The following is an 11,571-nucleotide window of genomic DNA, read 5'->3' as shown; positions in this document are numbered from 1 at the left end:
CTAGGAGTCCGGGCCATAACCTCAGCACCTTTGCGCGAGGCTGCTCGGCTACGGCTCCCAACATATCAAGCTGCGGTTCGCGGAAATTGCGGTGGCTCAATATCCGCTAGATCCTCGCCTCCGTACGATTGCGGAGGGACCGTCAGAACGTCGGCGGCGTGCAGGCCGAGATCACCTCGCACGGTTTGCCGCCGACGCAGCGGAAGCGATGCGGGCGGCGGCTCTCGAAATAATAGGCATCGCCGGGATTGAGGATGCGGCGCTCGTCCTCGACGGTGACCTCGAGCTTGCCCGAAATCACGATGCCGCCTTCCTCGCCGTCATGGACGAGATGCACGCGCCCGGTGTCGCTGCCGGGCTCGTAGCGCTCCTTCAGGATCTGCAGGCTGCGGCCGAACAGATTGTCGCCGACCTGCCGGTATGAGATCGGCTTCTTGCCGACTTCGGTGAGCTCCTCGGCGCGGTAGAAGATCTTGCGCCTGGACTCCGGCTCCAGCGCGAAGAATTCCGCGAGCCCCATCGGGATGCCGTCGAGGATGCGCTTGAGCGCGCCGACCGAAGGGTTCATCTGGTTGGATTCGATCAGCGAGATCGTCGAATTGGTGACGCCGGCGCGCTTGGCCAGCTCGCGCTGCGACAGCTTGTGGCGCGCCCGGATGAATCGCAGCCGTCCACCGATGTCGACGCTCATGTTCTGGTCCTTGCCCTGGGTCCCGTGTTGCAGGTGTTGCGGATCGCGCAAATATGGACCGGCAGCCCCAGTTAAATCAATGGCTTGCAGGTCACCAGAAAAGGACTTGTTGCGCCATCCAAGCCATGGCTCAGCTATGGGGTCAGCACAGGAGCGCGGCCGTGACCCTTCATCAGATTCCGAACACCATCAAGACCGATTCGTACTGGATGCCGTTCACGGCCAATCGGCAGTTCAAGAAGTCGCCGCGCCTGTTCTCCTCGGCCGAGGGCATGTACTACACCAGCGTCGATGGCCGCCAGGTGATCGACGGCTCCGCCGGGCTCTGGTGCGTCAATGCCGGCCACGGCCGCAAGCAGATCGCCGCCGCCGTCGAGCGCCAGCTGATGACGCTGGACTTCGCGCCGTCGTTCCAGATGGGCCATCCGCTGGCCTTCGACTTCGCCGAGCGTCTCGCCGAGATCGCCCCAAAGGGCCTCGACCGCGTCTTCTTCACCAATTCCGGCTCCGAGTCGGTCGACACCGCGCTGAAGATCGCGCTGGCCTATCACCGCGCCAACGGCCAGGCCAGCCGCACCCGCCTGATCGGTCGCGAGCGCGGCTATCACGGCGTTGGCTTCGGCGGCACCTCGGTCGGCGGCATGGTCGCCAACCGCCGCGCCTTCACCACCCTGCTGCCAGGCGTCGACCATATCCGCCACACCCATGATCTCACCCGCAACGCCTTCGCCAAGGACCTGCCCGAGCACGGCGCCGAGCTCGCCGACGATCTCGAGCGTCTGGTCGCCCTGCACGGCGCGGAAACGATCGCCGCCGTCATCGTCGAGCCGGTGCCGGGCTCGACCGCGGTGTTGCCGCCGCCGAAGGGATATCTGCAGCGCCTGCGCGAGATCTGCGACAAGCACGGCATCCTCCTGATCTTCGACGAGGTCATCACCGGCTTCGGCCGCCTCGGCACGCCGTTCGCCGCCAATTTCTTTGGCGTCACGCCGGACCTGATGACCACGGCCAAGGGCATCACCAACGGCACCGTGCCCTGCGGCGCCGTGTTCGCGAGCCGCAAGGTGCACGACGGCATGATGACCGGCCCGGAGAACCAGATCGAGCTGTTCCACGGCTACACCTATTCGGCGCATCCGGTCGCCTGCGCCGCGGGCATCGCGACGCTCGACATCTACAAGGACGAAGGCCTGCTCACGCGCGGCGCCTCGCTCGCCGAATACTGGCGCGATGCGCTGCATTCGCTCAAAGGTCTGCCGAACGTCGTCGACATCCGCAATTGCGGCCTGATGGGCGCGGTCGAACTCGCACCGCGTGGCGGCGTGGTCGGCGCGCGCGGCTACGACATGCTGGTCGAATGCTTCAACAACGGCCTCTATCTTCGCACCGGTGGCGATTCCGTCGCGATGTCGCCCCCGCTCATCGTCGAGAAGAGCCACATCGACCAGATGATCTCGATCCTCGGCGACGCCATCAAGAAGGTGGCCTGATAATTGCTCTCGCCGCTAGCGAGTTGTGTCCTTGCAGCGGCGAGCGCCGCGGGAGTTTGACGAAGCGTGAAAGTTCTGATCCTCGGCAGCGGTGTCATCGGTGTCACCTCTGCCTACTACCTCGCGCGTGCCGGCCATGAGGTGACGGTCGTCGACCGCCGGCCGGAGCCGGCACTGGAGACCTCCTTCGCCAATGCCGGCGAGGTGTCGCCCGGCTATTCCTCGCCCTGGGCCGGCCCCGGCGTGCCGGTCAAGGCGATCAAGTGGCTGTTGATGAAGCACGGCCCGCTGGTGATCCGGCCGAAGCTCGATCCGGTCATGTGGGTCTGGCTGCTCAAGATGCTGCGCAACTGCACCAGCGCGCGCTACGCGGTCAACAAGAGCCGGATGATTCCGATCGCGGAATACAGCCGCGATGCCTTGCGTGATCTGCGCCGCGACATCGGCATCCAGTATGACGAGCGCTCGCAGGGCACGCTGCAGCTGTTTCGCTACCAGGCCCAGCTCGACGGCACGGCCGAAGACATCGCCGTGCTCAAGCAATATGGCGTTCCCTTCGAGGTGCTGAGCCGCGAGGGCTGCATCGCCGCCGAGCCGGCGCTCGGCGGTGTGAAGGAGAAGTTCGTCGGCGGGCTGCGCCTGCCGCAGGACGAGACCGGCGACTGCCACATGTTCACGCAGGCGCTGGCCAAGCATGCCGGGGCGCTCGGCGTGCGCTTCCTGTTCAACACAGGCATCGATCGCATCGTCACCGAGGGTGCCCGCGTCAGCGGTGTCGCCACGAGCGCCGGCCTGTTGCAGGCGGACGCTTACGTGCTCGCGCTCGGCAGCTGGTCGTCGCGGCTCCTGGCGCCGCTCGGTATCTCGCTGCCGGTCTATCCGGTGAAGGGCTACTCGATCACCGTGCCGATCAAGGACGCCGCAGGCGCGCCGGAATCGACCGTGATGGACGAGAGCTACAAGGTCGCGATCACCCGCCTCGGCAATCGCATCCGCGTCGGCGGCACCGCCGAAATCTCCGGCTATTCGGACAAGCTTTACGACGCACGCCGCGCCACGCTCGATCATTCGCTGACCGACCTGTTCCCGCGCGGCGGCGACCTGTCCAAGGCGACGTTCTGGAGCGGCCTGCGCCCGATGACGCCGGACGGCCCGCCCGTGATCGGCCGGACGCATTACGCCAATCTCCACCTCAACACCGGCCACGGCACGCTGGGCTGGACCATGTCCTGCGGCTCGGGCCGCGTGCTCGCCGACATGCTGTCGGGCAAGAAGCCGGACATCGACGTCAGCGCGTTGTCGGTGGAGCGGTACAAGCACCGGTTTGGCTAAGGTTCTATCCGCGTCTTGCGAGGAGCCCTTGCGACGAAGCAATCCAGTATCCCTCCGCGGAGACAGTCTGGATTGCTTCGCTACGCTCGCAATGACGGCGATGGAGTTGCGTTCGCGGTCTGATAACAGAGCTACCCCGCCCCCGTGACGCAATTCACCCACAGCACCACGGCCTTCGCATCCTGCGCCGGATTGGAAAACCGGTGCGGCCTGCGGCTCGCGAAGCGAAAACTGTCGCCCGTCTTCAGCGACCACGTCTTACTGTCCACCGTCAGCATCATCTCGCCTTCGAGCACGAGCCCGGCCTCTTCGCCGTCGTGGGTGTAGAGCTCATCGCCGGTGGAGCCGCCCGCCTCCAGATGCACCAGAAACAGATTGAGCTTGTTGTCGCTGCTCGCGGGGCTCAGCAATTGCTTCGACACGCCGGTGCGCCACAGTTTCAATTCCGGCCGCTGCAGCCCGCGCGTTACCACCTGATCCGATGCGCCGTCGGCGCTCGGGCTCGCGCCGAACAGCGCGGCGATGCCGACGCCGAGCACGTCGGCGAGCGTCGCCAGCACCCGCAGCGACGGCGACGACAGCCCGCGCTCGATCTGGCTGAGGAAGCCGATCGACAGCTCCGTGCGCGCGGCGACCGTCTCCAGCGAGAACTGCCTGACTCGCCTGAGATCCCGGATGCGGCGGCCGACCGCGACGTCCATCGCCGGCTCGGCCGGCTTGGCAGCGGCTTTGGCTTTCACCTTGGCCGGCCTGTTCCTGGCCGGCTTTGCGGCGGCCGGTTTGCGCATTCTTTTGCCACCGCTCACGTCAAACCGCTTTCTTCATGTGCATGAAAACCGCTTGCATCACCCGCGAAAGTGTGACCAAATTTTCATATTGGTGAAAATAAGCCGAAACGGGCCGGCCCGCAACGTTCGATCGCGACATGCGCGCGCCGCCGCCGACCAGGCCCAAAAGGGGGATGCGATGAAGCGTTTTGTTCAGGCCGCAGTTGCGGCGCTCGCCATTGCCACAGCGGTGCCGGCAGCGGCGCAACAGGTGCTGAAGGTCGGCTCGACGCCGACGGGCATTCCCTTCACCTTCCTCGACACCAAGACCAACACCATCCAGGGCATCATGGTCGATCTCATCACCGAGGTCGGCAAGGATGCGGGCTTCAACGTGCAGATCGAGCCGATGGCGTTCTCGGCGCTGATCCCCTCGCTGACTTCGAGCAAGATCGACATCATTGCGGCAGCGATGTTCATCACGCCGCCGCGCAAGGAGGTCATCGACTTCTCCGACCCGATCTACAGCTACGGCGAGGGCCTCGTGGTGCCGAAGACCGACACCAAGGCTTACGCCACGCAGGAGGATCTGAAGGGCCAGACGGTGGGGGCGCAAGTCGGCACCGCCTTCGTCGACGCGCTGAAGAAGACCGGCCTGTTTTCCGACGTGAAGGCTTACGACACCATCCCGGACATCCTGCGCGACGTGAACACCGGCCGCCTCAAGGCCGGCTACGCCGACTATCCGATCCTCGCCTACAATCTGAAGCAGGGCGGCTTCCCCGAGGTGCGCCTGGTCGACGGCTACAAGCCGGTCACGGTCGGCTCGGTCGGCATCGGCGTGCGCAAGGGCGAGAGCGCACTGCTCGGCAAGATCAACGCTTCGCTGGCGAAGCTGAAAGCCAACGGCACCATCGACAAGATCCTCGATAAATGGGGCCTGAAAGCACAAGGTTGATCGATAGAAGCTGATCGAAGGCTGCCCGATGAAAGGCTTCTGGCGCGACGCCGTCGAGTTCTTCCCGATCCTGCTGAACGGCGTCGCGCTGACGATCATCGTCACGATCGGCTCGCTGTTGCTGTCGACGGTGCTCGGCCTGGTCTGGGCGATGATGCGGGTCTCCGGCATCAAAGCGCTGTCGATGCTCAGCGCCAGCCTGATCAACGTGATCCGCGGCATCCCGATCATCGTGCTGTTGTTCTACCTCTACTTCGTGATGCCCGATCTCGGCGTTACGCTCAGCGCGTTGCAGGCCGCGATCCTCGGGCTCGGCATCGCCTATTCGGCCTACCAGGCCGAAAACTTCCGCGCCGGCATCGAGGCGATCGACAAGGGGCAGATCGAGGCGGCGCAGTCGATCGGCATGGGCTGGTGGCTCACCATGCGCCGCGTGGTGCTGCCGCAGGCCGTGCGCATCGTGCTGCCGCCCTACGGCAACGTCATGATCATGATGCTGAAGGATTCCTCGCAAGCCTCGACCATCACGGTCGCCGAGCTCGCGCTGCAGGGCAAGCTGATCGCGTCCTCGACGTTCAAGAACACCAGCGTGTTCACGCTGGTCGCCCTGATGTACCTCACCATGAGCATTCCGCTGATCCTCTTGGTCCGTCACTTCGAGAAGCGGGCCGGCAAGCGATGATCGAGCTGAGCGACGTCCACAAGAGCTTTGGCAAGGTCGAGGTGCTCAAGGGCATCACGGCGAGCGTCGAGAAGGGTGAGGTGGTCTGCATCATCGGCCCCTCCGGCTCCGGCAAGTCGACCATCCTGCGCTGTATCAACGGCCTCGAAAGCTACGACCGCGGCGAGATCAGCGTCGAGGGCTTGAGGGTCGATCGCGACGCGCCCTCGATCGTGAACATCCGCACCCAGGTCTCGATGGTGTTCCAGCGCTTCAACCTGTTCCCGCATCGGACAGCGCTGGAGAACGTGATCGAGGGGCCGCTCTTCGTGAAGAAGGAGCCGCGCGCCCAGGTGCTCGAGCGCGGCCGCGCGCTGCTCGCTCAGGTTGGGCTTGCGGAAAAGGCTGATGCGCATCCGCCGCAGCTCTCCGGCGGGCAGCAGCAGCGCGTCGCCATCGCGCGGGCGCTCGCCATGCAGCCCAAGGCGATCCTGTTCGACGAGCCGACCTCGGCGCTCGACCCCGAGCTGGTCGGCGACGTCCTCGGCGTCATGCGCAAGCTCGCCGACGACGGCATGACCATGGTCGTCGTCACCCACGAGATGGGCTTTGCGCGCGACGTCGCCGATCGTGTTCTGTTCATCGATGGCGGCGTCATTGTCGAGCAGGGCCCGGCGAAATCGGTGCTCAATCAACCGCAGCACGCGCGGACGCAGGACTTCTTGCGCCGCGTGCTGCATCCGCTCTGACCGGTTTCGACATGACGCGCCTGCCTCTGCCGCCCTCGCTCTATGCCGACACCGCCGTGGCGCCGGTTGCCACGCCGCCGCTCGATGTCGACAAGAGCGTCTCGGTCGCGATCGTTGGCGGCGGCTACACCGGCCTTTCCACCGCGCTGCATCTGGCGGAGCAGGGTGTCGAGGCCTTGGTGCTGGAGGCGCAGGAGCCGGGCTGGGGCGCGTCCGGCAACAATGGCGGCCACACCAATCCCGGCCTGAAGCACGATCCGGATCAGATCGAAGCCGATTTCGGCACCCAACTCGGCCGCCGCATGATCGCGTTCGCCTATGGCACGACCAACTTCACGCACGATTTGATCCGCCGCTACCAGATCCCGTGCGAGGCGCGGCAGAACGGCACCTTGCGCGCGGCTTACAACGAGAGCAGCGCCGCCGCGATCGAGAAGACCGCGCAGCAATGCATCCGCCGCGGCATGCCGGTGAATTATCTGAACCGCGAGCAGTTGCGCGAGATGACGGGCACCGACCGCTACATCGGCGCGATGTTGGATGCACGCGGCGGCGATCTGCATCCCCTGAGCTACGCCCGTGGTCTTGCCCGCGCCGCGATGTCGGCGGGCGCGAAGGTTCATGGCGAGACGCCGGCATTGTCCCTGCGCCGCGACGGCACGCGCTGGCGCATCGAGACGCCGCGCGCAGTGGTTCATGCGGATAAAGTCCTGCTCGCCACCAACGGCTTCACCGACGATCTCTGGCCGGCGCTCCGCCGCACCATCGTGCCGGTGTTTTCCTCGATCGCCGCCACCGCGCCGCTTTCCGACGCAGTCGCCCGTTCGATCATGCCGACGCGTCCGGTGCTCTACGAGAGCGGCCATATCACGGTCTACTATCGCATCGATCAGCAGAACCGTCTGTTGATGGGCGGGCGCGGCCCGATGCGCTGGATCAGGTCGCCGCATGACGTCGCCTATCTCATGCGTTATGCGGAGCGACTCTGGCCGCAGCTCAAGGGCGTTGCCTGGACCCACGGCTGGAACAGCCGGCTCGCCATCACTGCGGACCATTATCCGCATGTGCACGAGCCCGCGGAGAACATCCTGATCTCGCTCGGCTGCAACGGCCGCGGCGTTGCGCTTGCGACCGCCATGGGTGCGCAACTCGCCCGCCGCCTCATCGGCGGCGCCAAGGCCGAGATCGACATGCCCATCACGGGCATCAAGCCGATCCCGATGCACGCGTTCTGGCCGGTGGGCGTGACGACTGCGGTGATGGCGGGCCGTGTGCGCGATCGACTCGGCATATGAAAAAGGCGCCGCTCGGTGAGGAGCGACGCCTTGCTCGGATCCTAGCTCGACTCAGCAGCGACCCTGCTTCCAAAGTCCGGGCGGGCACGCGTGACCGCGCCAGCCGACCTTGCGACCGTGGTACCAGCCGAACGACTTGCCATGGTGATGATGGCCCATCTTGTGGCCATGACCATGTCCATGTCCGTGCCCACCCTTCGCCAGCGCGGCGCTCGTAAATGTGAAGCCGGCCGCAATGATCAGCGAGGCGGCGAGCGCAAGTTTCTTCATGATGTCCTCCAGTGGGGCGAGCGCATTTGTCCGTTCAGTGAACGAACGGTGGGTGGGTAAGTTCCCTGCGAATGTGGAGGAGTCGTGACGCTCGCCTGGATGCGTAATCGCGCCGGAGCTCAACGCGCGCTGGCATGTCGAGCGGAGTCAAGCCTCCGCCACCGCATCGGCCCAGGGCTGGAAAATCTCGACCGCGCCGGAATTGACCTCGCCCTCGCGCATCACGACGCTCGGGCAGGCGAACTTCTGCGGCAGCGCCTGCACCCGGCTCTCTTCATAGTCGAAGCGCGCGGCCAGCGCCTCGCGCACCTCCGCCGGCAGACGCGCATCGCCGATCACCACCGCGCCTTCGCTGGCGTCGATGCGCGGCTGGTGGATGGCGCCGTCGAGGTCCATCCCATAATCCATCGCGAAGGACACGAGCTGCATCACCGACGGCAGGATGCGGCGACCGCCGGAGGCGCCGATTGCGAGGCGCTTGCCGTCCTTGGTCTCGGCGATGACGGGCGTGTAGTTGCAGAGGCAGCGCTTGCCGGGTGCAAGCGAGTTGGTGGTGCCGGCTGTCGGGTCGAACCACATGATGCCGTTGTTCATGGTGATGCCGGTGTGCGGTGTCACGTAGCGCGAGCCAAAGGACGACAGTAGCGTCTGCGTCACCGCCGCGATGTTGCCGTGACGATCGACCACCGAGAAATGCGTAGTGCAGGCCGGCGCCAGATATTCGGCGCCGAGCGAGCGCTTGCCGTCGGCATCGCCCATATCCTTGAGCCGTTCGCGGAAGGCGGCCTGCAGGGCGAGCGCATATTCGACATAGGCGCCGGCATCCGGCGCGCCTGCCGGCGTCAGGCTCTGCTGCAACAGCCGCAGCGCATGAGCCATTGTCGGCCCCGCGGTGAGCTCCGGGGTCGCGAACACCCTGCCTTGGCGATAGGGGATCGCCAGCGGCGCGCGCAGATGGGCGCGGAATGCGGCGAGATCCTCCACCGACAGCGAGCCGCCGTCGGCCTTGATGTCGGAAGCAATGCTCCTGGCGAGATCGCCCTGATAGAAATCGCGCGCGCCCGCGTCGGCGAGATGTGTCAGCGTCGCCTTCAGGGCGTCCTGCGGCAGCCGCGTCTCGAATTTGATGCCCCAGGGCGCGGTTGGGGGCAGGCCGTCCTTCAGATATGCGGCCGCGCTCGCGGGGTATCGCCTGAGATCGGCGGCCGAGCCCGCGATCGTCACCGTCGTCCACCAATCGACCAGCAGGCCTTCGCCGGCAAGCCGAGCTGCCGGCGTGACCAGATCCTTCCACGGCATCTTGGCGTAGCGGCGGTGCGCCTCTTCCATTCCGGCGACGACACCGGGTACGGCGATCGAGCCGGGGCCGTGGATGTTGCGATCGTCCTTCACCCTTGGCCAGGGAAACAGGTCGGACGACGCGCCTTCGCCGCTGAGCGGATAATCGGCCGTGCGCAGGCTTTGCGGCGCGCACATGCCGTAGTCGATCACCTCATAGCGATTTTCCTTGGCGCGGTAGAGCACCATCGCACCGCCGCCGCCGATGCCGCTGTTCCAGGGCTCCAGCACGTTGAGGGCAAACGTGGTCGCAACGATCGCGTCGACGCAATCGCCGCCCGCGGCCAGCACCTGCGCCCCGGCTTCGGCCGCCCGCCGCGATTGCGAGGCGACGATGCCGCCCTTGGAGGTGACGGCGGGCTTGCGGACGGTCTGGTTGAGGCTGAACTGGTGAGGCATGGTGTCGTCTTGATCTCTGGATTCAGTTGCGTCGTGCACTGAGGTTGAAAGCTCTGCGATTGGCGAAGCGCGCGGACAATGGCACATTGCCGCCAACGAGAACATCGAAAGGGAGGCGCGGCATGGCTGGTGTGAAACAGGCGCGGGATGGCGCGGTCGGGATCCTGACGCTCGACGAGCCGGCCAGCCTCAACGCGATGACGCCAGACCTGCTCGGCGCACTTGCCCTAGCCGTCGGCGAAATGACGGGGGACGAGGCCATCCGCGCGCTGGTGCTCACGGGCGCCGGGCGGGGATTTTGCTCAGGACAGAATTTGAAAGCCTCAGAGGCGCTCGGCGAGGACATCGCGGCCGGCGTGATGCGCTTCTACTGGCCGGCCTTCAAGGCCTTGCGCGAATGCCGAGTGCCTGTTGTCGTTGCCGTCAATGGCGTCGCGGCCGGCGGCGGCTTCAGTCTCGCAATGGCCGGCGACATCATCGTCGCGGCGCGGTCGGCGAGCTTCATCCAGGTGTTCAGCCGCATCGCGCTGGTGCCCGATCTCGGCTCGACCTGGCTCTTGCCGCGGCTGATCGGCCGGCAGCGCGCGCTCGAGCTGATGCTGCTCAATGAGCCGCTGACGGCGGAACGCGCCCAGGAGATCGGCCTGGTCCGGCAGGTCGTCGACGACGCCAAGTTGATGGATGAGGCGTTAGGTTTGGCGCGCCGCCTCGCCGAAGGACCGACGCGCGCTTTGGTCGCAACCCGCGCTCTGGTCGAGGAGAGCGAGCATGCGACCTATGAAGCGCAGTTCCGCCGCGAGATCGAGCTTCAGGCCACGATCCGCAAGAGCGCGGACGCCATGGAAGGCCGCAATGCGTTCGTGGAGAAGCGCAAGGCGAAGTTTACCGGGAGGTGAGGTGGGCATGCTTCTCATCCAACCGTCATGCCCGGGCTGTCCCGGGCATCCACGTCTTCCTATCCGAGCCCCCAAAACGTGGAATGGCCGGGTCAAGCCCGGCCATGACGACGATTAGTGCGATTTCTATGGCCGCGCGCTCAGCGCATGCGATCCAGCCGGCTGGCCTGGTACTTGGCGCGCCATTTCGGGCCGGGTCCGCGCATGTAGTGCAGCTCGGGGCGGTAGGGATTGGCTGCGACGCGGATCAGCGTCTGCCATCTGGTGGCGACGAAGCTGAGGGGCTGGCGCAGCAGGCTCAATGAAGCGAGCAACATGGCATCACCTCAATGCGGCTTGCCGAGCATGGCGGTGAAGGGGAGGTCGAACAGATCCTCGCCGTCGGAGCCGCTGACGTGGATCACCCAGTCGCGCCAGTCTTCGGCGCCGGGGGTCTGGATCATCGAGTTCATGATCTGAGCGGCGCGGTCGCGCGCCTCGGTCAGATTGGCGACTGCGGCGCCGTAGCGGTCGATCAGCGTGCCCTCGGTGTTGGAGCAGTGAAAATAGACCTGGACCATAGGCGCCTCCTGTAGAAAGCGATCGGGACGGCAAACCGATACCACCCCAAGCATTCGCGAAACATTCGGGTCGAGCCCGGTAAGGGAATTTACGGATATTGGTCGGGCCCAAGGTCGTTACAGGTTTAATCACAGGCGGGTGATGACTGGACGGCGTTGCGGCGG

Annotated in this window: 13 protein-coding genes; 7 read left to right on the top strand and 6 right to left on the bottom strand. The window is 65.7% G+C overall.

All coding sequences use genetic code 11. The annotated features are described in order from the left end of the window. Positions 1-142: 142 nt before the first annotated feature. A complete protein-coding gene (locus I6F31_RS16205) occupies positions 143-691 on the bottom strand; it encodes a cupin domain-containing protein (protein WP_018646206.1) in 549 nt (182 codons plus the stop codon). A 161-nt stretch (positions 692-852) separates the two neighbouring features. On the opposite strand from I6F31_RS16205, the gene I6F31_RS16200 reads away from it, so the two are divergent. Both I6F31_RS16200 and I6F31_RS16195 read left to right on the top strand, forming a co-directional pair. Continuing rightward, positions 853-2,181, top strand: a complete 1,329-nt coding sequence (locus tag I6F31_RS16200) for an aspartate aminotransferase family protein (RefSeq protein WP_225144672.1) — start codon at positions 853-855, stop codon at positions 2,179-2,181. Between the two features lie 66 nt (positions 2,182-2,247). Further along, complete coding sequence (locus I6F31_RS16195) at positions 2,248-3,513, top strand: D-amino acid dehydrogenase (RefSeq protein ID WP_225185712.1); 1,266 nt, start codon at positions 2,248-2,250, stop codon at positions 3,511-3,513. 131 nt (positions 3,514-3,644) lie between these two features. Here the strand turns inward: I6F31_RS16195 and I6F31_RS16190 are convergent, their stop codons facing one another. After that, a complete protein-coding gene (locus tag I6F31_RS16190; RefSeq protein WP_036026786.1) occupies positions 3,645-4,301 on the bottom strand; it encodes an XRE family transcriptional regulator in 657 nt (218 codons plus the stop codon). A 178-nt stretch (positions 4,302-4,479) separates the two neighbouring features. Between I6F31_RS16190 and I6F31_RS16185 the strand changes: the two genes are divergently transcribed. From I6F31_RS16185 to I6F31_RS16170, 4 genes are read left to right on the top strand one after another with little or no spacing between them, the layout of a single operon-like run. Further along, positions 4,480-5,238, top strand: a complete 759-nt coding sequence (locus I6F31_RS16185; RefSeq protein WP_225134774.1) for an ABC transporter substrate-binding protein — start codon at positions 4,480-4,482, stop codon at positions 5,236-5,238. A 28-nt stretch (positions 5,239-5,266) separates the two neighbouring features. Beyond that, complete coding sequence (locus I6F31_RS16180) at positions 5,267-5,920, top strand: amino acid ABC transporter permease (RefSeq protein ID WP_024341720.1); 654 nt, start codon at positions 5,267-5,269, stop codon at positions 5,918-5,920. Further along, positions 5,917-6,648 carry an amino acid ABC transporter ATP-binding protein gene (locus tag I6F31_RS16175; protein WP_036011798.1) on the top strand — a complete coding sequence of 244 codons (732 nt, stop codon included), beginning with the start codon at positions 5,917-5,919 and terminating at the stop codon, positions 6,646-6,648. The genes I6F31_RS16180 and I6F31_RS16175 overlap by 4 nt, the downstream gene beginning before the upstream one ends. A gap of 11 nt (positions 6,649-6,659) precedes the next feature. Further along, positions 6,660-7,943, top strand: coding sequence for an FAD-binding oxidoreductase (locus I6F31_RS16170; RefSeq protein ID WP_225147771.1), 1,284 nt, complete (start codon positions 6,660-6,662; stop codon positions 7,941-7,943). A 51-nt stretch (positions 7,944-7,994) separates the two neighbouring features. Here I6F31_RS16170 and I6F31_RS16165 read toward each other — a convergent pair whose 3' ends face one another. After that, entirely contained in the window at positions 7,995-8,213 is a 219-nt protein-coding gene (locus I6F31_RS16165; protein WP_225147770.1) for a hypothetical protein, read from the bottom strand. A gap of 147 nt (positions 8,214-8,360) precedes the next feature. Further along, entirely contained in the window at positions 8,361-9,950 is a 1,590-nt protein-coding gene (locus I6F31_RS16160) for a gamma-glutamyltransferase (protein WP_225147769.1), read from the bottom strand. Between the two features lie 122 nt (positions 9,951-10,072). Here I6F31_RS16160 and I6F31_RS16155 point away from each other — a divergent pair, with 122 nt between their 5' ends. Continuing rightward, positions 10,073-10,846 carry an enoyl-CoA hydratase-related protein gene (locus I6F31_RS16155; protein WP_109145186.1) on the top strand — a complete coding sequence of 258 codons (774 nt, stop codon included), beginning with the start codon at positions 10,073-10,075 and terminating at the stop codon, positions 10,844-10,846. A gap of 140 nt (positions 10,847-10,986) precedes the next feature. On the opposite strand, the gene I6F31_RS16150 is transcribed toward I6F31_RS16155, so the two are convergent. Together I6F31_RS16150 and I6F31_RS16145 are read right to left on the bottom strand one after the other, a co-directional pair. Further along, the gene (locus tag I6F31_RS16150; RefSeq protein ID WP_172788150.1) at positions 10,987-11,163 is read right to left on the bottom strand and encodes a hypothetical protein; all 177 of its coding nucleotides are present in this window, start codon (positions 11,161-11,163) and stop codon (positions 10,987-10,989) included. Positions 11,164-11,172: 9 nt separating this feature from the next. Next, the gene (locus I6F31_RS16145) at positions 11,173-11,406 is read right to left on the bottom strand and encodes a hypothetical protein (RefSeq protein ID WP_036011788.1); all 234 of its coding nucleotides are present in this window, start codon (positions 11,404-11,406) and stop codon (positions 11,173-11,175) included. Positions 11,407-11,571 lie beyond the last annotated feature (165 nt).

The sequence above is a fragment of the Bradyrhizobium sp. NBAIM01 genome (assembly GCF_020194115.1).
Taxonomy (GTDB): Bacteria; Pseudomonadota; Alphaproteobacteria; order Rhizobiales; family Xanthobacteraceae; genus Bradyrhizobium; species Bradyrhizobium yuanmingense.
This window is presented reverse-complemented; position numbering and strand designations above follow the sequence as displayed.

Bases quoted from the DNA above. Each gene is read 5' to 3' on its own strand.
- I6F31_RS16190 (WP_036026786.1), bottom strand. From the start codon at position 4,301: ATGCGCAAACCGGCCGCCGCAAAGCCGGCCAGGAACAGGCCGGCCAAG.
- I6F31_RS16180 (WP_024341720.1), top strand. From the start codon at position 5,267: ATGAAAGGCTTCTGGCGCGACGCCGTCGAGTTCTTCCCGATCCTGCTG.
- I6F31_RS16205 (WP_018646206.1), bottom strand. From the start codon at position 691: ATGAGCGTCGACATCGGTGGACGGCTGCGATTCATCCGGGCGCGCCAC.
- I6F31_RS16165 (WP_225147770.1), bottom strand. From the start codon at position 8,213: ATGAAGAAACTTGCGCTCGCCGCCTCGCTGATCATTGCGGCCGGCTTC.
- I6F31_RS16150 (WP_172788150.1), bottom strand. From the start codon at position 11,163: ATGTTGCTCGCTTCATTGAGCCTGCTGCGCCAGCCCCTCAGCTTCGTC.
- I6F31_RS16160 (WP_225147769.1), bottom strand. From the start codon at position 9,950: ATGCCTCACCAGTTCAGCCTCAACCAGACCGTCCGCAAGCCCGCCGTC.
- I6F31_RS16170 (WP_225147771.1), top strand. From the start codon at position 6,660: ATGACGCGCCTGCCTCTGCCGCCCTCGCTCTATGCCGACACCGCCGTG.
- I6F31_RS16145 (WP_036011788.1), bottom strand. From the start codon at position 11,406: ATGGTCCAGGTCTATTTTCACTGCTCCAACACCGAGGGCACGCTGATC.
- I6F31_RS16155 (WP_109145186.1), top strand. From the start codon at position 10,073: ATGGCTGGTGTGAAACAGGCGCGGGATGGCGCGGTCGGGATCCTGACG.
- I6F31_RS16175 (WP_036011798.1), top strand. From the start codon at position 5,917: ATGATCGAGCTGAGCGACGTCCACAAGAGCTTTGGCAAGGTCGAGGTG.
- I6F31_RS16185 (WP_225134774.1), top strand. From the start codon at position 4,480: ATGAAGCGTTTTGTTCAGGCCGCAGTTGCGGCGCTCGCCATTGCCACA.